Origin of the sequence: Aeromicrobium jepli (genome assembly GCF_047246605.1) — a bacterium.
Classification (GTDB): domain Bacteria; phylum Actinomycetota; class Actinomycetes; order Propionibacteriales; family Nocardioidaceae; genus Aeromicrobium.
The window spans coordinates 121,831-141,033 of the sequence record NZ_JBFOKO010000004.1; the positions used below are offsets into that span (position 1 = coordinate 121,831).

Sequence of the window (19,203 nt, forward strand, 5' to 3'; positions counted from 1 at the left end):
ACCACCGAGGGAGCATCCGTGCCGGTCAGCGCAGCTCCGCTCCGAGTGTCGCGGCGGCGGCGACGATCTGCTCGCGGGCGGCCTTGATCTCGGCCTCCTTGAGCGTGTGGTCCCGAGCCCGCAGGCGGACCTTGAAGGCGAGGGACTTGCGGCCCTTCCCCACCTGGTCGCCGGTGTAGACGTCGAACAGCCGCGCCGACTCGATGAGGTCCGACGCGCCCGCCACGAGGGCCTGCAGGTCGCCCGCCGCCACGTCGGCGTCGACGATGAACGCGAAGTCCTCCTTGGCCACGGGGAACGCCGAGAACTCGGGCTTGGGACCGATCGCCGGGGCCAGCTCGATGAGCAGGTCGAGGTTCAGCTCGCCCACCGCGACGCGGCCGGGCAGCCCGTACGCCTCAGCGACCTTGGGGTGCAGCTCACCGGCCGTGCCGACGAGCCGCTCCCCCACGTAGAGCTCGGCGCAGCGTCCCGGGTGGAACGGCGCGAGCGACGCGGGGGCGACCTCGAGGTCGACGTGCAGGTTCTGCGCGACGAGGCGGGCGACCGACAGCGCATCGCTCCAGTCCACGGGGCGACCGGCGCCGGCCCAGCCCGAGCGCGTGCGCTCGCCCGCCAGCACGAAGCCGATGTGGCGAGGCTGGTCGGGCAGCGCGGCGTCGAGCGCGGCCAGCTCGTCGTCGGTGGGACGGCGGTCGACGCCGAGGATCGGCGCGGCCGGGTTCCCGGGACGGGGCCGGAACACGCGCCCGATCTCGCTGATCTGGACGGCGTCGTGGCCGCGGCCGATGTTGAGCGAGGCGGCGCGCAGCAGCCCGATCAGCAGCGTGGGCGTGAGCGCCGGCTCCTCGGCCGACAGCGGGTTGGCGAGGGTGACGAGGTCGCGGCGCGGGTCGTCCTGCGGCACGCCGAGGCGGTCCAGGTCGGCCGGTCCGACGAACGGCAGCGTCGTGACCTCGACGAGGCCGGCGCCGGCGAGCACGTGGCCGACCCGGCGGCGCAGCTCCTGGCCGCGCGTGAGTCCGCGACCGCCCGTGGGCGTCGGCAGCACCGACGGCACGTTCTCGTAGCCGGCGGTGCGCAGGGCCTCCTCGACGAAGTCGTACGGGTCGTTGAGGTCGAAGCGCCACGACGGCGGCGTCACGGTGAACGCGCCCTCGCTGACGATGACCTCGCAGCCGTTGCGCTCGTACGTGTCCTGCGCCTGCTGCGGCGTGATCTCCAGGCCGCTGATCTTCGACGGCAGGTCGGCGGGGAACGTCACGGCGGTGCGCTTCGGCGCCTCGCCCACGACGGTGGCGCCCGGCGCGAGCGTGCCGCCGGCCAGCTCGACGAGCAGCTCGGCGACGCGCGTGGCACCGCGCAGCGGCAGCTCGGGGTCGACGCCGCGCTCGTAGCGCTTGGCGGCCTCCGAGGGCAGCTTGTGGCGCTTGACGGCACGGAAGATCGTCACCGGGTCCCAGTAGGCGGCCTCGACGACGACGTCGGTCGTGGTGGCGTCGATCTCGGTGTGGTCGCCGCCCATGACGCCGGCGAGGCCGATCGGCCCGGAGGCGTCGGTGACGAGCAGGTCGTCGGGCGTGAGCGCGCGGTCGACGCCGTCGAGCGTCGTCAGCCGCTCGCCCTCGCGCGCCCGGCGCACCACGATGTCGCCGTCGATCTTGGCGCGGTCGTAGCAGTGGTTGGGCTGGCCCAGCTCGAGCATCACGTAGTTGGAGATGTCGACGGTCAGCGAGATCGGCCGCATCCCAGCGTCCGTGATCCGCTTGGCCATCCACGCCGGCGTCTGCGCCTCGGGGTCGATGCCCTCGACGACGAGCGTCGTGAAGACGGGGCAGCCCTCGGGATCCTCGACCCGGACGGGGTACGCCGGCTGCTCGGCGGACGGCACGGCGATGTCGGCCGGGTCGTTGAACGGCACGCCGAAGGCGAGCGCCGCGTCGCGGCCGACGCCGCGCAGGCTGAGCGCGTACGCGCGGTCGGGGTTGACCTCGAGGTCGAGCGTCTGGTCGCCCAGGCCCAGGACCTGGACCGCGTCGTCGCCGGGCTCGGCGGTGCCCGGCTCGAGGACGAGGATGCCCGAGGCGTCGCCGGGGATGCCCAGCTCGGCCGTGGAGCAGATCATGCCGTCCGAGACGTGGCCGTACGTCTTGCGCGAGCCGATCTCGAAGCCCATCGCCGGCAGGAACGTGCCGGGCAGCGACACGACGACGAGGTCGCCGACGCCGAAGTTGTGCGCACCGCAGACGATGCCGCGCGACGGCACGTCCTCGCCGGGCGCGTCGGGCACGGACGGCTCGTTCTGTGCGCCGACGTCGACGCGGCACCAGTTGATCGTCTTGCCGTTCTTCTGCTCCTCGGGGTTGATCGCGAGCACGCGACCGACCGTCAGCGGACCGCTGATGCCGCCGCCGAGGATCTCCTCGAGCTTGAGGTCGTACATCGTCAGGCGCTCGGCCAGCTGCTCGGTGGTGACACCGCTGGGAAGCTCGACGAGTGACCGCAGCCACTCCACAGGCACTCGCATGTCAGAGACCAACTCCGAAGGGCTCGGTGAAACGGACGTCGCCGTCCCACAGGTCGCGCAGGTCCGCGATGTCGTAACGGCTGGTGATGGTGCGGTCGAGGCCCATGCCGAACGCGAAGCCGGAGTACTCCTCCGGGTCCACGCCGCAGGCCACGAGGACGCGCGGGTTGACGACGCCGCAGCCGCCCCACTCGACCCACCCCTCGCCGCCGCACGTGCGGCAGGACGAGACCTCGGCCGGATCGTTGTGGCAGACGTAGCAGAGCAGGTCGACCTCGGCGCTGGGCTCGGTGAACGGGAAGTACGACGGGCGGAAGCGCGTCGTGATCTCGGTGCCGTAGATCGCGCGGGCGAAGTGGTCGAGCGTGCCCTTCAGGTGGGCCATCGACAGTCCGCGGTCGATCGCCAGGCCCTCGACCTGGTGGAAGACCGGCATGTGCGTCGCGTCGGCCTCGTCGGTGCGGTAGACGCGGCCGGGGCAGACGACGTAGATCGGGGGCTCGTTCGTGAGCATCGTGCGGGCCTGCACGGGCGAGGTGTGCGTGCGCAGCACCATCGCGGCGGACTCCGGCGAGAGCCAGAACGTGTCCTGCATCGTGCGGGCCGGGTGGTCGGGGCCCAGGTTGAGCGCGTCGAAGTTGAGCCACTCGGCCTCGACCTCGGGACCCTCGGCGACCTCCCAGCCCATCGCGACGAAGATGTCCGCGACGTGCTCCTGGATCGTGGTGATCGGGTGGCGGGCGCCGACCGGCTCGCGGTCGGTGGGCAGCGTGACGTCGACGGCCTCGGCGGCGAGGCGCTGCTCGAACTCGACGGCCTCGACCTCGGCGGTGCGCGCGGCGAGCGCCTGGTTGACGGCGCCGCGGGCCTGGCCGACGCGCTGGCCGGCGTCCTTGCGGGCCGCGGGCGGCAGGGCGCCGATCTCGCGGTTGGCCAGCGCCAGCGGCGAGCGATCGCCCGCGTGGTCGATGCGGACCTGCTTCAGCGCGTCGAGGGAGTCGGCCGCGGCGATGGCCGCGAGGGCCTCGTCGCGCATGCGGGCGACCTCGTCGGCACGCAGCGGCGTGACCTCGACCGGGTCGTAGTCGGAATTGGGCGCAGACACGCCCTGCAGTCTATCGGCGGGTCAGGACGTCATCGTGTCCGGCTCGTTGACCGGCAGCCACACCCGGATGCACGCTCCGCGGCCCTCGGCGTCGGCGATCGCGATGGTGCCGCCGTGCTGGTCGACGACGCCGCGCACGATGAACATGCCCAGCCCGCTGCCGGCGCCGGGGCCCGACCGCCAGAAGCGGCTGAAGATGCGCATCCGCGACTCCTCGGGGATGCCCGGGCCGTTGTCGACGACCTCGACCAGGACGCCGGGGACGCCGGCGTTCTCGTGCGGCGAGACGACGACCTCGCGCAGTCCCTCGCCGTGGCGGATCGCGTTCTCCACGAGATTCGTGAAGACCTGCGTGATGCGGTCGGCGTCGCCCCACACGACCGGGACCTCGCCCTCGACCCGCGGCAGCGGGGGCTGCTCGGCCGTGGAGAACACCGACGCCAGCACCCGCTCGGTGAGCTGGTCGAGGCGCACGGGCTCGGTCCGCAGGGACAGCCGGCCGGCGTCGATGCGCGCGGCGTCGAGCAGCTCGGTGATGAGGCGGCTCAGCCGGTCGGCGTCGGCGTCGATCGTCTGCAGCATGAAGACGCGCTGCTCCTCGGTGAACGCCTCCCAGCGGCTCAGCAGCGTCGCGCTGAACCCCTTGATGCCGGTCAGCGGCGAGCGCAGCTCGTGGGCGACGGTGGCGACCATGTCCGACTTCTCACGGTCGCGCTGCAGGCGCACGCGAGCGTTGCGGATGCTGACGATGACCTGCTCGACCTTGCCCGCAGGGCGCTCGCGCACGAGCGAGGCGGTGATGAGGTACTCGCTGCCGCGCGGCGAGTACCAGGAGGACTCGCTGATGCGGGTGCGGATGTTCAGCCCGTCGTACGGGTGCACGCAGTCGAACCAGCTGTTGCCGTTCAGGTCGTCGAACGGCAGCGCGTCGTTGAGGTGCATGCCGATGAGCTCGTCGCCCTCGGCGCGGGCCCAGTAGTTCACCCAGCGGTTCACGTACGTGACACGACCGTCCGCGTCGGCGACGACGATGCCGTCGGGGAACTGGTCGAAGGGCACGGCCCCGAGCCTAGCCCTGCTCACGGGCCGATGCGTAGAGACAGACGGCGGCCGCCGTGGCGAGATTCAGGCTCTCCGCCCGGCCCAGGATCGGCACGTGGACGCCACGGTCGGCCAGGGCGACCCAGGCGTCGGGCAGGCCGTGCGCCTCGTTGCCCATGAGCCACGCGGTCGGGGCGGCCAGGTCGAGGTCGGCGTCGAACAGGCCGGTCTCTCCCCCGCCGTCGGCGGCCAGCACCTGCACGCCTCGCTCCTGCAGGGCGGCGATGACCGCCTCGACGTCATCCTCGACGGCGATCGGCAGGTGGAACAGCGAGCCCGCCGTGGCGCGGACGACCTTGGGATTGAGCGGATCGACGCTCTCGCCCGCGACGACGACGGCCGCGGCGCCGGCGGCGTCCGCGCAGCGGATCACCGCGCCCAGGTTGCCCGGGTCGCGGATCTCGGCGCACACGACGACGAGGCGGGCGTCCGCCGGCACGTCCTCGAGGGTCGTGAGGACCGAGTGGCAGCGCGCCACGAGCCCCTGCGGCGTCACCGAGTCGGCGATCGCCTCGACGACGTCGTCGGTGACGACGTGCCAGGTCTCGGCCTGCGCGACGAGCTCGGGATGCCGGTCGGTGGCGTCGACGGTCGCGAAGACCTCGATGACGACGCCACGCTCGGCGAGGGCCTCACGGACGGCCTGGGGTCCTTCGGCGAGGAACTCGCCGGTCCGGACCCGGAACGCACGCGTGGCGAGCCGCCGAGCGGTCTTCACGCGTCCTGAACGGACGGTGAGATCGCCGGGGCTCGCCACGAGTGGAGGTGAGCTGGTGCTCAGGCGACGGTGTCGGCCTTGGGCGCGTTGACGTCCTCGGGGAGGTTCGCCTTGGCGACCTCGACGAGGGCGTTGAACGCGGCGGGGTCGTTGACGGCCAGATCCGCGAGGATCTTGCGGTCGACCTCGACCTCGGCGGCCTTGAGGCCCTGGATGAAGCGGTTGTACGTCATGCCCTGCGCGCGGACCGCGGCGTTGATGCGCTGGATCCAGAGACGACGGAAGTCGCCCTTCTTGGCCTTGCGGTCGTTGTAGCTGTAGACCAGCGAGTGGGTGACCTGCTCCTTGGCCTTGCGGTACAGGCGCGAGCGCTGGCCCCGGTAACCGGACGCCCGCTCGAGGACTTCGCGGCGCTTCTTCTGCGCGTTCACCGAACGCTTGACGCGTGCCACAGTGTTACTCCTTCAGATACTTCGAAAACTAGGGGTGGGCGCTCAGAGACCGAGCAGCTTCTTGACCTGCTTGGTGTCGGCCTTCGACACGTCGGCCGTGCCGGCGAGGCGGCGCTTCCGGGTCGAGGACTTGACCTCCAAGAGGTGGCGGCGGTTGGTCTGCTCACGGCGGAGCTTGCCCTTGCCGGTGATCTTGACGCGCTTCTTCATGCCCGAGTGGGGCTTGAACTTCGGCACGGTTATGCCTCCATGTCTGGGTCGAGGTTCTCGGAGCGTCGGCGAGGCTTCTTCTCCGTCTGGTTCTTCTGCTGTTCTTCGCGATGCGCCTTCTCGGCCTGGGCCTCGGCTTCACGCTCTGCCTGGCGCGCGGCAGTGGTCTCGGCCTTGGCGGCCTTGACCTCGGCCTGCGCCTCGGACTTCTTCTTGTGAGGAGCGAGCACCATCGTCATGTTGCGACCGTCCTGGCGGGCGTTCGACTCGATGAAGCCGAGATCCTCGACGTCGGCGGCCAGCTTCTGCAGCAGGCGGAACCCGAGCTCGGGTCGGTGCTGCTCGCGGCCGCGGAACATGATCGTGATCTTGACCTTGTCGCCCGCCTTCAGGAACCGCACGACGTGACCCTTCTTGGTGTCGTAGTCGTGCTGGTCGATCTTCGGGCGGAGCTTCATCTCCTTGATGATCGTGTTCGTCTGGTTGCGACGAGATTCGCGGGCCTTCTGGGCGGCCTCGTACTTGAACTTGCCGAAGTCCATGAGACGGCACACCGGGGGGCGGGCCTGCGGGGCCACCTCGACGAGGTCGAGATCGGCCTCGGCGGCCAGACGCAGGGCATCTTCGATACGGACGATGCCGACCTGTTCACCAGAGGGTCCGACGAGACGGACCTCGGGTACGCGAATGCGCTCGTTGACGCGCAGATCAGTGCTGATGGATCCTCCTGAGATCGGGTTTGGAGGACACGAAAAAGGTGGCCTCCGTCGAAGCGAAAGCCACCCGTTCACACATGCACCGCCCATGGCGGCGCTCGCCGAGAGAACATCCTCGGCGGGTGACCCCCGGATCCGTGAACCCGGCAGGTGGGAGTGACCTCCACTTCGATCAACCATGCTAGCAGCCGATTCCTTCCCGGGCGAAATCCGGGTCCCCTACCCTGTGGCCCATGCACAGCGACCTCTTCGCCCAGGCCAACCTCGAGAAGCAGACCGACGAGCGGTTCGTCGTCCAGAACCCGCAGATGCTGCGGGTGTCCCTCGGCGCGGACGTGCTGGCCGTGAAGGGGGCGATGGTCGCCTACCAGGGCGACGTCGCGTTCCACCACGAGAGCGCCGGGTCGATGGGGCGCCTGCTGAAGAAGGCCGTCAGCGGCGACGACGTGCCGCTCATGCGCGTCTCGGGCAACGGCGAGGTGTTCTTCGCCGACACCGCCGGCTTCGTCTTCCTCGTGCACCTCGACGGCGACGCCCTCAGCGTGAGCGGCCACAACCTGCTCGCGTTCGACGCGTCGCTGTCGTGGGACATCAAGCGCCTGCGGGGCGCGAACATGATGGCCGGCGGGCTGTTCAACATGGAGCTCTCGGGCACCGGGACCGTCGCGCTGCACGCGGTCGGGCAGCCGGTCGTCCTGGACTGCACGCAGCAGCCGACGCACGTCGACGTCAACGCCGCCGTCGCGTGGTCGGCGACCCTGCAGCCCCAGGTCGTCAGCTCGATGAACATGAGGTCCATGCTGCGCGGCGGGTCGGGCGAGGCCTTCCAGTACCGGTACCACGGCGCCGGCTTCGTCGTGGTCCAGCCGAGCGAGTGGGACAGCGGCGTGAGCGGCTCGTCCGGCGGCTCCTCGGGCGGCGGCGGACTCTTCGGCGACCTGTTCAGCTGAGGAAACCTCCGCGAAATCTCGGGCGTCCACACTGGCCGCATGATGTGGCGCGTGCGGACGACTCTGGAGGACCGGCCGGGGATCCTGGCCGAGATCGCACAGGCGTGCGGCAAGGCCGAGGTGAACATCGAGAGCATGCAGGTGTTCCCCGGCGACCCGACCGTGATCGACGAGTTCGTCGTCACCGCGCCGGAGGGCTTCACCGACGTGCAGCTGGCGCGCGTGTTCGAGGACGCCGGCGGTGGTGGTGTCGTCGTGACGCGGACCGATCCGGTCGAGGTCGTGGACGAGCCGACCAAGTGGCTCGTCGGGGTGCACCGCATCCTCGAGGAGGGACGCGACATCGAGGAGGTGCTGCGCGAGCTGCTCGGCACCACTCCCCCGGACGTCGCCGACTACGCCGGTCACGACGTGCTCGACCTCGAGCGGCGCAACGGCACCAGCCTGCGCATCAGCCGTGCCGTCCCGTTCACCCCGATCGAGCGCGCCCGCGCGCAGGCGCTGCTGTCCCTCGTCAGCGACGCCGGCGCCGACGTCCCGCTGCTGCAGCCGGCGACGCTGCACCCGCTGCCGATGGTGCGCCGGGCGACGCTCGCCGACATCGACGCCGTGGCCGCCCTGCACCAGCGCTGCAGCGCCGAGACGCTCTACCACCGCTACCAGGTGCCGCTGCGGATGCCGATGACGACGCGGCTAGCCCGGCGCCTCGTCATGCCGGAGTCCGGTGTCGCCCTGGTCGTGCAGTCCGGGCTGGACGTCGTCGGCCACGGCGTCATCGAGCAGCTCGACGGCCAGTGGCTGTTCCACGTGCTCGTCGAGGACGCCTGGCAGGGCCGCGGGGTCGGCTCGCTCCTCGTGCGTCAGGGCGCGGGTCGCGCGAAGGCGCTCGGCGCCCAGCGGCTCACGTTCGTCACGGCGGGCTCGAACGACAAGCTGCTGCGCACCGTGGGCAGCGCCGGGTTCGCGGCGCGGGTGGAGCGCCACGACGGCAACATCCACATCAGCGTGCCGCTCACGACGGTCACGCCGATCGAGGACTGAGTCAGGCCGGCTCGACCCAGGCGGTGCCGCCCTGGGTGCGCACCAGGACGTGCTCGGCGGCGACGTGCTCGAGGTCCTCGGTCTCGACGACCTGGAACGTCGGCTGCCCGAGGTCGAGCAGCAGCGCCGAGGCGCCGTCGGCCAGGGCCGCGCGTGCGGCGTCCCGACCGTAGACCGGGACCGGGCGTGAGGTCGGGTTCCAGCGGCTCATCGTCTCGAGCGAGCTGAAGGCCAGCAGCGCCGTCCGCCCGTCGGCGCCCGTCATGAGCACCGCGGCCATGTCGGAGTTCTTGTCGCTGCCGTCCGTGGCGCGCGCGCCGAGCACCGCCACGACCGGCACGAACACGCGGGCCGTCCCGATCGTGGCCAGCATCGTGGCCTCGTCGGCGAGGTCGAGTGTGGGGTCGATCCTGCCGTCGTCGTCGGGGAACGCCGGCTCGGCGAGCGATCGCCCGCCGCCGAAGCTGTCGTCGCTCACTCGACGTGTCCCGCGAGCCAGCGGACGGCGTTGCGGGCGGACTCGCCCTCGCTGCCCTGGATGCCGAACAGCGGGAACCGGCGGTCGTCGCGCGTCACGAGCGTGGGCCACGGCGCGCCGTCGCGCATCGAGATGTTGCGCACCTCGTCCCACCGGAAGACGCGCCGGCGGAACGCGTTGACGAACGTCAGGTGCTCCTCGTCGGCGCTCACGCGACTCGTCGACACCGCCGCGGCGAGCACGGCCACGACGCCGATGAGCGCCCAGATGGTGATGCTCTGCGACGTCGTGAAGCGGTAGTCCTCCGGGAGCCGGGTGCCGATGGCGACCGTCAGCACCACGAGCACGGCGACGACCGCCCACATGACGACGATGACGCCGGTGGGCCGGAACGTGCGACGGGCGCTCATCGCGATCAGATCCGGCACGACAGGATGTCGGTCACGAGGATGCCGCGACCGCCCAGGGCGAACAGGTCGTCCATGACACGCTGGCTGGCGTCGCGCGGGACCATCGCCCGCACCGCGACCCAGCCCTCGCGATGAAGGGGCGAGACCGTCGGCGACTCGATGCCGGGCGTCAGGGCGACGGCCGCCTCGACGTTCTCGACGCGGATGTCGTAGTCCATCATCACGTAGGTCCGCGCGACGATGACGCTCTCGAGGCGGCGCTGGAACACGTCCAGGCCGGCCGGGCGCTCGGCGCCCGAGCGCGTGATGAGCAGCGCCTCGGACTCCAGGATCGGGTCGCCGAAGACCTCGAGCCCGGCCTGGCGCAGCGTCGTGCCGGTCTCGACGACGTCCGCGATGGCGTCGGCCACGCCGAGGCGGATCGAGGTCTCGACGGCGCCGTCGAGGCGCACGACCTCGGCGTCGATGCCGAGTCGCTCGAGGTGGGCGCGGACGATGCCCGGGTAGGACGTGGCGATGCGGCCGCCGGCCAGCTGGGACTCGCCCGTCATGGCGCCGGCGGGAGCCGCGAACCGGAACGTGGAGCCGGCGAAGCCGAGCCGCATCGACTCGTCGGCCTTGGCGCCGGAGTCGAGCAGCAGGTCACGGCCGGTGATGCCGGCGTCGAGCGTGCCCTCGCCGACGTAGATGGCAATGTCGCGCGGGCGCAGGTAGAAGAACTCGACGTCGTTGTCGGCGTCGACGCAGACGAGGTCCTTGGCGTTGCGGCGCTGGCGGTAGCCGGCCTCGGCCAGCATCTCGGCAGCGGCCTCGGACAGGGCCCCCTTGTTGGGGACGGCGACCTTGAGCATGGGATTCCTAGAGGTGTGAGTAGACGTCATCGAGGGAGATGCCAGCGGCGATCATCATCACCTGCGCGTGGTACAGCAGCTGGCTGAGCTCCTCGGCCGCACGCGCAGGTCCCTCATGCTCGGCGGCCATCCACGACTCGGCGGCCTCCTCCACGAGCTTCTTGCCGATCGCGTGCACGCCACCGTCGAGCTCCGCGACCGTGCGGGAGCCCTCGGGGCGGGAGGCGGCCTTCTCGGAGAGCTCCGCGAACAGGCCTTCGAACGTCTTCATCGGGTCGATCCTATCGGCGGGCCGTGAGGTCCCGGAGGGTCACCCACGTGGAGAGGGCGGCCTCGGCCGCCTCGCGGCCCTTGTCCTCGCGCGATCCGGGCAGTCCGGCACGGTCCAGGGCCTGCTCGTCGTCGTCGCACGTGAGCAGTCCGAAGCCGACCGGGACGCCGGTGTCGAGCGCGACGCGCGACAGGCCGTCGGTCGCGGCGGCGGAGACGTACTCGAAGTGCGGCGTGCCGCCGCGGATGATGACGCCGAGGGCCACCACGACGTCGTAGCCCGCCTGCGCGCACGCCTGCGAGACCAGCGGCAGCTCGAACGAGCCCGCGGCGCGGATGAGCGTGGGCTCGGTGACGCCGGCGGCCTTGAGGGCGCGCTCGGCGCCGGCGATGAGGCCGTCCATGACCTCGGTGTGCCAGCTGCTGGCGACGATCGCGACGCGTGCGCCGGAGGCGTCGACGCTCAGCTCCGGGGCTCCGTGTCCGGCCATGTCAGTTCTCCTCGTCGAGCTGCAGCTGGGGCAGGTCGTGGCCCATGCGAGCGGCCTTGGTCTGCAGGTAGCGCAGGTTGTCGGGCGTGGGCGCGATGACGACGGGCAGCCGCTCGGCCACCTTGACGCCGTACTGCTCCAGCTGGGTGGACTTGTCGGGGTTGTTGGTCAGCAGGCGCACCGACGTGATGCCCAGGTCGCGCAGGATCTGCGCGCCGGCGGCGTAGTCGCGCTCGTCCTCGCCGAACCCCAGCGAGAGATTGGCGTCGACCGTGTCCTGGCCCTCGTCCTGCAGGCCGTACGCCTGCAGCTTGTGCAGCAGGCCGATGCCGCGGCCCTCGTGGCCGCGCAGATAGACCACGACCCCCGCGCCCTCGGCGACGACCGAGGCCATCGCGGACTCGAACTGCGGGCCGCAGTCGCAGCGGCGCGAGCCGAAGACGTCGCCCGTGAGGCACTCGGAGTGCAGGCGCACGAGGACGTCCTCGGTGCCGGGCTCGCCGTGGACCAGGGCGACGTGCTCGGAGCCGTCGATGCGGTCGCGGTAACCGAGCGCGCGGAACTCGCCGAACTCGGTGGGCAGGCGCGTCGTGGCGAGCCGCTGAACCTGGGACTCGTGCAGGCGCAGGTACACCTGCAGGTCCTCGATCGAGACGAGCGCGAGGTCGTGCTCGTCGGCGAACTCGCGCAGCTCGGGCGCGCGCTTGAGGGTGCCGTCGTCGTTCATGACCTCGCCGATGACGCCGGCGGGCGTGAGCCCCGCGAGGCGCGCGAAGTCGACCGCGGCCTCGGTGTGGCCGGGACGCTCCAGCACTCCCCCGGGCTTCGCGCGCAGCGGCACGATGTGCCCCGGCTGGGTGATCTCGAACGGCTCGGTGGCCGAGTCCGCGAGGACACGGCACGTGCGGGCGCGGTCGGCCGCCGAGATGCCGGTCGTGACGCCGTCACGGGCGTCGATCGACACCGTGTAGGCCGTCCGGAGGCGGTCGCGGTTGTGCGGCGTCATGAGCGGGATCGCGAGACGGTCGAGGATCTCGCCCGTGACCGGCGCGCACACCAGCCCGCTGGAGTAGCGGACCAGGAACGCCATCAGATCGGGCGTCGCCTTCGACGCGGCGAAGATGATGTCGCCCTCGTTCTCGCGGCCCTCGTCGTCGACGACGACGATGGCCTTGCCCTCGCGGATGTCGTTGATCGCGCGCTCGATGCTGTCGAGGCGGACCCCGCTGTGCTGCTCACTCATGCGTGAGCTCCCTTCTCGAGCAGTCGCTCGACGTACTTGGCGATGACGTCCACCTCGAGGTTGACGCGGTCGCCGGGCTGACGGGTGCCGAGCACGGTGTCGGCGAGAGTGGTGGGGATGAGCGAGACGCTGAACCAGTCGTCGGCGGCCTCGACGACCGTGAGCGACGTGCCGTCGACCGTGATCGAGCCCTTCTCGACGAGGTAGCGCGACAGGTCTTGGGGCAGCGAGAAGCGCACGACCTCCCAGTGCTCGCTCGGCGTGCGGTCGAGCACGGTGGCCGTGCCGTCGACGTGGCCCTGGACGATGTGGCCGCCCATCCGGGCGCCCGCCTGCATCGCGCGCTCGAGGTTGACGACGGAGCCGGGCTCCAGGTCGCCCAGGCTCGTGCGGTCGAGCGACTCGCGCATGACGTCGGCGCTGAACGTGTCCTCGGTGGGCTCGATGACCGTCAGGCAGCAGCCGTTGACCGCGATCGAGTCGCCGTGCTTGGCGTCCGAGGTCACGACCGGCCCGCGGATCGTGATCCGCACGGAGTCGCCGAGGTCGTCGAGGGCCACGACCGTGCCCTTCTCCTCCACCAGTCCGGTGAACATCAGTCCATGTCCTCTCTGGGCATCCGGCCGGGGGTGCCGATGATGCGGATGTCGGGGCCGACCATGGTCAGGTCGCTGATCTCGATGGGCCGGATGTCGGCCAGCGTGGTCGCCTCGCCCTCGAGCGCGGCGCGGCCGGAGCCGAGCATCGCCGGGGCGAGGTAGCCGATCACGCGGTCGATGAGGCCCTCGCCCCAGAACGCGCCGGCCAGGCGGGGGCCGCCCTCGAGCCACACGTGGTGGATGCCGGCCTCGTGCAGCTCGGCGAGCACCTCGTGCGGGTCGCGCGAGGCGATCTGGCGCGTGGGGGCGACGCGGTCGAACACGCGGTAGTACTGGGGGATCTTGGACTCGCCGACGATGACGCGCAGCGGCTGGCGGTCGTACGGCAGCGGCAGGTCGGCGTCGTCGCGGACGGTCAGGCGCGGATCGTCGGTCAGCACCGAGTTGGTGCCCGCCATGATCGCGTCGCACTCGCCGCGGAACCGCTGGACGTCGCGGCGCGCCGTCTCGCTCGTGATCCACTTGCTGGAGCCGTCCGGCGCGGCGCTGAGGCCGTCGAGCGTCGCGGCGTACTTCCACGTGACGAACGGGCGGCCGTTCGCGTACCGGAAGGCCCAGAAGCGCACGAGCTCGTCGGTCTCGTCGGCCAGCACGCCGCCCTCGACGTCGAGCCCGGCGTCGATGAGCGCCTTCGCACCGCCGGCGCCCTCCGCGGGATCCGTGGTGCCGTAGACGACGCGCGTGACGCCCGCCGCGAGCAGCGCTTGGGTGCACGGGCCGGTCCGGCCCGTGTGGTCGCACGGCTCGAGGGTCACGACGGCGGTGGCGCCGCGGGCCCGGTCGCCCGCCTGCGTCAGCGCGTCGACCTCGGCGTGCGGCGTCCCGGCGCCGCGGTGGACGCCCACCGCGATCTCGCGGCCGTCCGCGTCGAGCAGGACGCAACCGACGGGCGGGTTGGGCAGCGTGCGGCCGACGGTGCGAGCCGCGCCGATCGCGCGACGCATCGCGTCGATCTCGGTCTGACTGGCCACGGTGCTCCCGGGTTCGGGCTCGCGACACACCGGGGTCCGCCCGGACGCGTCGCGACCGGGCTGCGTGCGCCTTCCATCCGGACTTTCACCGTCGGTACCGGAATTCCACCGGTTCAACCTCGGCCCTGCTCGGGAGCGTGGGCCTCGGGTCGCGGACTGTCACCGCCGGTTCGGACTTTCACCGACCCCGGAGCACGCGAGCGATTGCTCGTACGGGTGCCACTCTACCGGCTCAGTGGCAGGCGCCGACGGCCGTCTCACGCAGGCGCTCCACAATGTCGCCCGGATCGTCGGCGCTGTAGACCGCCGAGCCGGCCACGAAGGTGTCCGCGCCGGCCTCGGCGCAGCGCTCGATCGTCTCGAGCGAGACCCCGCCGTCGACCTGCAGCCAGATGTCGCCGCCGACCCGGTCGAGCAGGGCACGCGTGCGCCGGATCTTGGGCAGGCACAGGTCCAGGAACCTCTGGCCACCGAACCCGGGCTCGACGGTCATGATGAGCACCATGTCCAGCTCGGGCAACAGGTCCTCGTAGGGCTCGATCGGCGTGGCGGGCTTGAGCGCCATCGACGCGCGGGCGCCCTTCGCGCGGATCTCGCGGGCGAGCCGGACCGGGGCCTTGGCGGCCTCGACGTGGAACGTGACGCTCGAGGCACCGGCCTCGACGTACTGCGGCGCCCAGCGGTCGGGATCCTCGATCATCAGGTGCGCGTCGATCGGCTGCGGCGCGGCCTTCGCGAGCGCCTCGATCACGGGCGCGCCCAGCGTGAGGTTGGGGACGAAGTGGTTGTCCATGACGTCCATGTGCAGGAAGTCGGCCGTCGGGATGCGGGCCGCCTCCCCCGCCAGGTTCGCGAAGTCGGCGTTGAGCAGGCTCGGCGTGATGCGCATGGGGCGAGCGTAGCGATCAGCGGCGGCGCAGGACCGCGAGGTACATCGCGTCGGTGCCGTCGGTGTGCGGCCACCAGTGGTGCTCGGACTCGACCTCGGCGTCGTGGCGCTCCGCGAGGACCGCGTCGACGACCGCGCGCGTCTCGGCGGGCAGCGGCGAGCACGTCGCGTAGCCCACCACTCCCCCGGGCCGGACGAGGTCGATCGCGTGCGCCAGGAGCTGCTGCTGCAGCGCGACCAGCTCGCCGACGTCCTCGGGGCGGCGCCGCCAGCGCGCCTCGGGCCGGCGGCGCAGGGCGCCCAGGCCCGTGCACGGCGCGTCGAGCAGGACGCGATCGAAGGACTCCTCCTCCCACGGGCCCTGACGGCCGTCGTGGACGGTGACCTCGACGTTCTTGAGGGCGCGCACCGACTGCCGGACGAGATCCGCGCGGTGCGGCTGGACCTCGTTCGCGACGAGGCTGGCACCGCGCTGGGCGGCGAGGGCGCCGAGCAGGGCCGCCTTGCCGCCGGGCCCGGCCGCGAGGTCGAGCCAGTGCGTGTCGTAACCCTCGATCGGCGCCTCGGCGGTGGTGATCGCCACCAGCTGGGAGCCCTCGTCCTGCACGCCCGCGCGGCCGAGCCGGACCGCCCCGATGTGGCCCGGGTCGCCCCCGCCCGTGAGCACCTTCGCGTACGGGCTGTGACGGCCGGGCTCTCCGGGCAGCTCGTCGGGATCGACGAGGCCGGGACGAGCGACGAGGGTGACGTGCGGCGGGACGTTGTCGGCCTCGAGGAGCGCCTCGAGCTGGTCGGCACCGACGGCCTGCTCGAGCGCCTCGACCACCCAGCGCGGGTGCGAGTACCGGATCGCGAGGGCGTCGTACCGGTCCCGGCCCGCCGTGAGCTCGTCGAGCCACGTCTCGAGGTCCTTGGCCGCGATCTTGCGCAGCACGGCGTTCGTGAAGCCGACCGGCTTGTGCCCGACCTTGCGCCGCACGAGGCGGACGGTCGTGTCGACGGCGGCGTGGGCGGGAATGCGCATCGCGAGCAGCTGGTGCGTGCCCAGGCGCAGCGCGTCGCGGACCGCAGGGTCGACCTTGCCCGTCGCGACGGAGTCGATGATCGCGTCGTACGTCCCCTGCCGGCGGATCGTGTGCGAGGTCAGCTCGGTGGCCAGCGCCGCGTCGCGCTGGGACAGGTCCTTGAGCAGGGTCGGCAGCAGCAGGTTGACGTAGGCGTCGCGCTCGCGGACGGCCGTCATGACGTCGTACGCGACCTCGCGGGGATCGGCGCTCATGCGAACACGACCTCGGTGGCGCCGCCCAGGCCGCGGCCCCAGTCGGCGGCGGGCATCGCCTTCTTGCCGTGCGGCTGGACCTCGCCGAGCACGACGTCGGTCGTCGCCGTGCCGACGCGGACCTCGCGCTTGCCGATGGCGGCGACGCCGGGCTCGAGCGTGGACTCCTCGGCGATCGTCAGCGGGCCGACCTTGAGCCGCAGGCCGTCCGCCTCGGTCCAGGCGCCCGGCGCGGGCGTGCAGCCGCGGATCTGGCGGTCGATCGCGAATGCGGGGCGCCGCCAGTCGATGCGCGCGTCCTCGGTGGTGAGCTTGTGCGCGTACGAGACGCCGTCCTCGGGCTGCGAGACCGCGCCGATGTCGCCGTCCTCGATGTGGTCGACGACGTCGGCGACGAGCTTGGCGCCCTCGTCAGAGAGCCGGTCCAGCAGCGCGCCCGCGGTGTCGTCCTCGCGGATGCGCTCGGTGATCGTGCCGAGCACCGGCCCGGCGTCGAGCGCCTCGACGAGGCTGAAGACGGTCGCGCCCGTCACCTCGTCGCCGGCCATGATCGAGCGCTGGACCGGGGCGGCGCCGCGCCACGCCGGCAGCACCGAGTAGTGCAGGTTGATCCAGCCGAGCTCGAGGGCGTCGAGCACGTCGCGGCGCAGCAGCGCGCCGTACGCGACGATCACCCCGAGGCGCGCCTGCGTGGCGGCGAGCGCCTCGAGGAACTCCGGGTCGGAGGTGGACGTGGGCTTGAGGACGGCGATGCCGTGGGCCTGCGCGGCGACGGCGACCGGCGACGGCTGCAGCGACCGCCCCCGGCCGACGCGGGCGTCGGGGCGGGTGATGACGGCGGCGACCTCGTGGCGGCTGGCGACGAGCGCCTCGAGCGTCGGGACTGCGGTGGCCGGGGTGCCGGCGAAGACGATCCTCACCCGCAGGAGTCTAGGTGGGGCCTCAGAAGGCCACGGGATCGATCTGGATGCGCACGGGCGGCTCCTTGGCCGCGCTGCGCTCGGCGGCGACCCGCTTGAGCACGCGCGCGAGCGCCAGCCCCTCGCGACGCGGCACGCGCAGGATCAGCCGGTCGCGTCCCGGCTCGACCGGCACCGGGCCGAGGACGTCCACGAACGCCGGCCACGTCCTCGCCGCGAGGGAGGTGATGACCGCTTCGGGCCCGTCGACCGTCGCGAGGCGCCCGACCGGCGGGAGGTGCGTCTGGGCGCGGTCGGCGAGCTCGCGGGCGGCGAGCCCGGCGGGATCGGCGCGCACGAGCGCCTGCAGCACCGTCGCGTCGCCCACGGCGACCGCCTTCGCCCCGAAGGCCGCCAGGGCGAGGGCGTTGAACCAGCGGCGGTGCGACTCCTCCACCACGCGGACGTCGTCGCGCGCCAGCATGAGCCACGTGTCGAGCAGGACGACGACGGCGTAGCCGTGGTCGACGTGGGGCTCGGCTCCCGGCGTCGCGAGCACGAGCGGCGCGCCCTCCCGCTCGACCGAGCCGAGGACCCCGTCGCCGCCGGACGTGACGATCGTCCGGTCCGGGAACGCGGCGGCGAACTCCTCGGCCGTGCGCAGCTGGCCCACGACGGGCGCGCGCAGGCGCGTGCCGCCGCACTCGCCGCAGCGCCATTGCGCGACGGTCGTGGCGCACCACCGGCACACGAGCGGCGCGTCGGCGCGGTGCTGGACCAGCGGGCCCTGGCAGGCGGGGCACGAGGCCGGCGTGCGGCACTGCGCGCACGCCAGCGAGGTCCGGTAGCCGCGCCGCGGCACCTGGACCAGGACGGGACCGTCGGCGCCGCGGATCGCCTCGAACACGGCGGTGGGCAGCCGGGCCGGGGTGGCGCCGTGCTCGCTGCCGTCGGTGACGTCGACGATCGGCCACTCGCGGCGCCGCGACGGCTGGTCGGCGACGATCTCGGCGCACCAGCGCTGGTCGACGAGCGACTGGGCCTCGGCGGTGCGTGCGTGACCGGCGATCAGGACGCCCGCGTCCGCCTGCACGGCACGCGTCAGCAGCACCTCGCGCGTGTGCGGGTACGGCGCCCGCGGCTCGGCGTGCAGGTCGTCGCCGTCGTCCCAGATCGCGACGAGGCCGAGGTCGCGCACGGGCGCGTACGCTGCACCGCGCGTGCCGAGGACGACCTTCACCTCGCCGCGCGAGACGCGCAGGAAGTTCCGGTACCGCGCCGGCGGCTTGTCGGCGGCGGTGAGGGTGACGTGGACGCCCGGCCCGAGGGACTCGGTGAGCACGCGGTCCCAGCGCTCGACGTCCCGCACGTCCGGGACGCACACGACGGCCCCGCGGCCCGATCGGACGGTGGCCGAGACGGCCTCGGCGACGGCGCGCTCGGGCTCGTGCCGGGGCAGCACGTTGAGGACGGCCCGCGGCGACTCCCCCGCGCCCAGCGCCTGGACGAACGCGGCACCGTGGACGTAGGCGTGCCACGAGGCGTCACCGATCGACGGCGGCTCGGGCGCCGGGTCGCCCGCGGGACGAGCCTCGGCGCGCGCGTGCCGCGGTGGGATCGCGAGGCGCAGCACGTCGGCGACGGTGCCGGCGTAGCGGTCGGCGAGCGCACGGGCGAGCGCCGCGACCTCGGGCGTCAGGACCGGCTCGGACGAGACGACCTTCGCGACCGGGGCGAGGCTCCCCTCGTGAGCGCTGTCGGCGGCGAGCTCGAGCACGTAGCCGTCGACGAGGCGGCCGGCGAAGCGCACCTTGACCCGGCAGCCCGGGACGACGCCCTCGGCGAGGTCCTCGGGGACCGCGTAGTCGAACGGGCGGTCCAGATGCGACAGCGGCGTGTCGACGAGGACTCTCGCGACACGCCGCTGTGCGGCACTCACTTCG

Annotated in this window: 21 protein-coding genes and 1 riboswitch; of the genes, 2 read left to right on the plus strand and 19 right to left on the minus strand. The window is 72.5% G+C overall.

Annotation, left to right across the window (positions count from 1 at the left end):
• Positions 1-25 precede the first annotated feature (25 nt).
• From pheT to infC, 7 genes are read right to left on the minus strand one after another with little or no spacing between them, the layout of a single operon-like run.
• Positions 26-2,527, minus strand: a complete 2,502-nt coding sequence (pheT, locus tag AB3M81_RS09735; RefSeq protein WP_412903711.1) for a phenylalanine--tRNA ligase subunit beta — start codon at positions 2,525-2,527, stop codon at positions 26-28.
• A gap of 1 nt (position 2,528) precedes the next feature.
• A complete protein-coding gene (pheS, locus tag AB3M81_RS09740; RefSeq protein WP_412903712.1) occupies positions 2,529-3,632 on the minus strand; it encodes a phenylalanine--tRNA ligase subunit alpha in 1,104 nt (367 codons plus the stop codon).
• A 21-nt stretch (positions 3,633-3,653) separates the two neighbouring features.
• A complete protein-coding gene (locus AB3M81_RS09745) occupies positions 3,654-4,691 on the minus strand; it encodes a sensor histidine kinase (protein WP_412903713.1) in 1,038 nt (345 codons plus the stop codon).
• Between the two features lie 10 nt (positions 4,692-4,701).
• Positions 4,702-5,451, minus strand: a complete 750-nt coding sequence (locus AB3M81_RS09750; RefSeq protein ID WP_412903714.1) for a TrmH family RNA methyltransferase — start codon at positions 5,449-5,451, stop codon at positions 4,702-4,704.
• 59 nt (positions 5,452-5,510) lie between these two features.
• Positions 5,511-5,903, minus strand: a complete 393-nt coding sequence (gene rplT, locus AB3M81_RS09755) for a 50S ribosomal protein L20 (RefSeq protein WP_412903715.1) — start codon at positions 5,901-5,903, stop codon at positions 5,511-5,513.
• A 42-nt stretch (positions 5,904-5,945) separates the two neighbouring features.
• Positions 5,946-6,140, minus strand: coding sequence for a 50S ribosomal protein L35 (rpmI, locus tag AB3M81_RS09760; protein ID WP_412903716.1), 195 nt, complete (start codon positions 6,138-6,140; stop codon positions 5,946-5,948).
• 2 nt (positions 6,141-6,142) lie between these two features.
• A complete protein-coding gene (gene infC, locus AB3M81_RS09765; RefSeq protein WP_412903717.1) occupies positions 6,143-7,009 on the minus strand; it encodes a translation initiation factor IF-3 in 867 nt (288 codons plus the stop codon).
• Positions 7,010-7,062: 53 nt separating this feature from the next.
• Here infC and AB3M81_RS09770 point away from each other — a divergent pair, with 53 nt between their 5' ends.
• Both AB3M81_RS09770 and AB3M81_RS09775 read left to right on the plus strand, forming a co-directional pair.
• Positions 7,063-7,779: an AIM24 family protein gene (locus AB3M81_RS09770; RefSeq protein ID WP_412903718.1), complete on the plus strand. Its 717-nt coding sequence runs from the start codon at positions 7,063-7,065 to the stop codon at positions 7,777-7,779.
• Between the two features lie 51 nt (positions 7,780-7,830).
• Positions 7,831-8,820 (plus strand): GNAT family N-acetyltransferase, encoded by a 990-nt coding sequence (locus tag AB3M81_RS09775; protein ID WP_412903719.1) that lies wholly within the window; start codon positions 7,831-7,833, stop codon positions 8,818-8,820.
• Between the two features lies 1 nt (position 8,821).
• On the opposite strand, the gene AB3M81_RS09780 is transcribed toward AB3M81_RS09775, so the two are convergent.
• The 12 genes from AB3M81_RS09780 to AB3M81_RS09835 form a co-directional block, all read right to left on the minus strand.
• A complete protein-coding gene (locus tag AB3M81_RS09780; protein WP_412903720.1) occupies positions 8,822-9,298 on the minus strand; it encodes an SseB family protein in 477 nt (158 codons plus the stop codon).
• A complete protein-coding gene (locus AB3M81_RS09785) occupies positions 9,295-9,708 on the minus strand; it encodes a PH domain-containing protein (protein ID WP_412903721.1) in 414 nt (137 codons plus the stop codon). Before AB3M81_RS09785 ends, AB3M81_RS09780 begins: the two co-directional genes overlap by 4 nt.
• Before the next feature lie 5 nt (positions 9,709-9,713).
• Positions 9,714-10,559, minus strand: a complete 846-nt coding sequence (hisG, locus tag AB3M81_RS09790; protein ID WP_412903722.1) for an ATP phosphoribosyltransferase — start codon at positions 10,557-10,559, stop codon at positions 9,714-9,716.
• A gap of 7 nt (positions 10,560-10,566) precedes the next feature.
• On the minus strand, positions 10,567-10,830 hold the full coding sequence (locus tag AB3M81_RS09795) for a phosphoribosyl-ATP diphosphatase (protein ID WP_412903723.1): 264 nt from the start codon (positions 10,828-10,830) through the stop codon (positions 10,567-10,569).
• A gap of 10 nt (positions 10,831-10,840) precedes the next feature.
• Positions 10,841-11,320, minus strand: coding sequence for a 6,7-dimethyl-8-ribityllumazine synthase (gene ribH / locus AB3M81_RS09800; RefSeq protein ID WP_412903724.1), 480 nt, complete (start codon positions 11,318-11,320; stop codon positions 10,841-10,843).
• 1 nt (position 11,321) lies between these two features.
• On the minus strand, positions 11,322-12,563 hold the full coding sequence (locus AB3M81_RS09805; protein ID WP_412903725.1) for a bifunctional 3,4-dihydroxy-2-butanone-4-phosphate synthase/GTP cyclohydrolase II: 1,242 nt from the start codon (positions 12,561-12,563) through the stop codon (positions 11,322-11,324).
• A complete protein-coding gene (locus tag AB3M81_RS09810; protein WP_412903726.1) occupies positions 12,560-13,159 on the minus strand; it encodes a riboflavin synthase in 600 nt (199 codons plus the stop codon). Before AB3M81_RS09810 ends, AB3M81_RS09805 begins: the two co-directional genes overlap by 4 nt.
• On the minus strand, positions 13,159-14,166 hold the full coding sequence (gene ribD / locus AB3M81_RS09815) for a bifunctional diaminohydroxyphosphoribosylaminopyrimidine deaminase/5-amino-6-(5-phosphoribosylamino)uracil reductase RibD (protein WP_412903904.1): 1,008 nt from the start codon (positions 14,164-14,166) through the stop codon (positions 13,159-13,161). Before ribD ends, AB3M81_RS09810 begins: the two co-directional genes overlap by 1 nt.
• An 87-nt stretch (positions 14,167-14,253) precedes the next feature.
• Positions 14,254-14,393: riboswitch (FMN riboswitch) on the minus strand.
• 32 nt (positions 14,394-14,425) lie between these two features.
• Positions 14,426-15,082 (minus strand): ribulose-phosphate 3-epimerase, encoded by a 657-nt coding sequence (rpe, locus tag AB3M81_RS09820; protein ID WP_412903727.1) that lies wholly within the window; start codon positions 15,080-15,082, stop codon positions 14,426-14,428.
• 16 nt (positions 15,083-15,098) lie between these two features.
• A complete protein-coding gene (locus AB3M81_RS09825; protein WP_412903728.1) occupies positions 15,099-16,361 on the minus strand; it encodes an RsmB/NOP family class I SAM-dependent RNA methyltransferase in 1,263 nt (420 codons plus the stop codon).
• A complete protein-coding gene (gene fmt / locus AB3M81_RS09830) occupies positions 16,358-17,281 on the minus strand; it encodes a methionyl-tRNA formyltransferase (protein WP_412903729.1) in 924 nt (307 codons plus the stop codon). Before fmt ends, AB3M81_RS09825 begins: the two co-directional genes overlap by 4 nt.
• A 22-nt stretch (positions 17,282-17,303) precedes the next feature.
• On the minus strand, positions 17,304-19,199 hold the full coding sequence (locus AB3M81_RS09835; RefSeq protein ID WP_412903730.1) for a primosomal protein N' family DNA-binding protein: 1,896 nt from the start codon (positions 19,197-19,199) through the stop codon (positions 17,304-17,306).
• Positions 19,200-19,203: the final 4 nt, after the last annotated feature.

Excerpts from the sequence above, each read along its gene's own strand:
- rpe (WP_412903727.1), bottom strand. The coding sequence starts at position 15,082 with ATGCGCATCACGCCGAGCCTGCTCAACGCCGACTTCGCGAACCTGGCG.
- hisG (WP_412903722.1), bottom strand. The coding sequence starts at position 10,559 with ATGCTCAAGGTCGCCGTCCCCAACAAGGGGGCCCTGTCCGAGGCCGCT.
- ribD (WP_412903904.1), bottom strand. The coding sequence starts at position 14,166 with ATGCGTCGCGCGATCGGCGCGGCTCGCACCGTCGGCCGCACGCTGCCC.
- infC (WP_412903717.1), bottom strand. The coding sequence starts at position 7,009 with ATGGTTGATCGAAGTGGAGGTCACTCCCACCTGCCGGGTTCACGGATC.
- AB3M81_RS09795 (WP_412903723.1), bottom strand. The coding sequence starts at position 10,830 with ATGAAGACGTTCGAAGGCCTGTTCGCGGAGCTCTCCGAGAAGGCCGCC.
- AB3M81_RS09810 (WP_412903726.1), bottom strand. The coding sequence starts at position 13,159 with ATGTTCACCGGACTGGTGGAGGAGAAGGGCACGGTCGTGGCCCTCGAC.
- AB3M81_RS09770 (WP_412903718.1), top strand. The coding sequence starts at position 7,063 with ATGCACAGCGACCTCTTCGCCCAGGCCAACCTCGAGAAGCAGACCGAC.
- ribH (WP_412903724.1), bottom strand. The coding sequence starts at position 11,320 with ATGGCCGGACACGGAGCCCCGGAGCTGAGCGTCGACGCCTCCGGCGCA.
- AB3M81_RS09805 (WP_412903725.1), bottom strand. The coding sequence starts at position 12,563 with ATGAGTGAGCAGCACAGCGGGGTCCGCCTCGACAGCATCGAGCGCGCG.
- pheT (WP_412903711.1), bottom strand. The coding sequence starts at position 2,527 with ATGCGAGTGCCTGTGGAGTGGCTGCGGTCACTCGTCGAGCTTCCCAGC.
- AB3M81_RS09825 (WP_412903728.1), bottom strand. The coding sequence starts at position 16,361 with ATGAGCGCCGATCCCCGCGAGGTCGCGTACGACGTCATGACGGCCGTC.
- AB3M81_RS09785 (WP_412903721.1), bottom strand. The coding sequence starts at position 9,708 with ATGAGCGCCCGTCGCACGTTCCGGCCCACCGGCGTCATCGTCGTCATG.